Below are 1,397 nucleotides of genomic sequence, written 5' to 3' on the forward strand. Positions count from 1 at the left end.
ATTCTCAGTCAAGGAATTAGGAAAATGTCGCGGCATCACGTTCATTTGTCCGTGAATATCCAGACGGCGCGCCAAGTAGGTGCAAGACATGGCATCCCGGCAGTCTTTACTGTAGATGCCGCAGCCATGCAACGCGACGGTCATACATTTTACTGCTCGGCAAACAAAGTTTGGTTAGTAGATTTTGTGCCGCCCGCTTATCTCAAAATAAGTTGATAATTTTCACTTTTTTTGTAGAATGTGTACCGCAAAAACTGTAAAATAAGAGTAACTAGGAGTTTTGCAAAATGAGTGCGGAAGATATGGGCGATCGCGAAAACAATTTTCATCAAAATAATTCTCCAAATAGAGGCCTGCTAGGATCGGGTTGGCGACCTTTTTACCGTCAATTAGATTGGGAACACCTGGTACATTTAGCATCTAGCGATCCCTTAGAACTAGCTCAAAAAACTTTAGGGGCAGCTAGCGACATTGCCGACGCAATGGGACGACACCAATATACTTGGTGGGCAAATATGTTAAATGTATTCTCGGAAAATACGCGCTACGAAATTGATGAATTTTGGGATTACATTACTCCGCAGCCAGTTTACCCGGATTACCGCTACAAAGACGTTTTAGTTACCGAAACGCCTGTGGTGCAATTTGTCAGCCGCGCTAGCATTCCCATCGACTACGTTCTCAACAAACTCCAAGAGATTACTGTTTTTAAAGTTCTCGATTTGCTGGGAAAACCGGATGCAATTACCCAGTCTTTTATGGAGCGACATTTTTCTTATCCTCCGGAGCGGTTTGTTAGCTGGGAACGCTTGGAAGTTTTGGGTACTGTGTATGCTTCTTGGGCCCGCTTCGGCTGCTGGCTGCAAATTGACAGCTACGACAGGGGAAGACGCTGCTACACTCTAATTTGCCAAGATATGGCGCCGCTCGTTAGCAAGGCAACTTATAATTTAGCGGTGATTCTGGGCGGGTACAAAAGCCGCGTCGGACAGGTTCACAGCCAGTTCCCAATTCGCACTTTTTCTGCGGAGGTTCAAAGTTTTACCGATACAGTTCAGCAGGCAATTTTGGATCAAAATCAGTTGGCTGTTTTGGTCAGTGGCGAACCGGGGACGGGCAAAACTGCTTGGACGCAAGCGGTAGCAAAGGAAATTTTAGTGCCGCTGGGTTATGTGATTTTTATCTTAGACCACGATGCTGTGGAAAATTTTGTGCCTCCGAGTTATTTAGAGCGGATTTGTATTATTATCAACGAGGCTGATAATTTGGCTCAAGATCGATCGACTGCTGAAGCCCAACGCACTAACAAAACTGAACACATTTTGAGTTTGCTGGATGGAACTTTGTATCAAAGCGTCATCGACGAACACGGCATTCAATTTCAGCAAAAACTCGTA

General features: G+C 45.0%; 2 protein-coding genes. Both read left to right on the top strand.

Features of this window, described 5'->3' with window-relative positions; translation table 11 throughout:
- A partial coding sequence (locus tag QUA38_RS28890) for an RNA 2'-phosphotransferase (RefSeq protein ID WP_333167952.1) occupies positions 1-216 on the top strand: 216 nt, incomplete at its 5' end.
- Positions 217-287: 71 nt separating this feature from the next.
- On the top strand, positions 288-1,397 hold a 1,110-nt coding region (locus tag QUA38_RS28895; protein WP_333167955.1), incomplete at its 3' end, for an AAA family ATPase.

It is taken from the genome of Microcoleus sp. Pol12B4, assembly GCF_036701385.1.
Taxonomy (GTDB): Bacteria; Cyanobacteriota; Cyanobacteriia; order Cyanobacteriales; family Microcoleaceae; genus Microcoleus.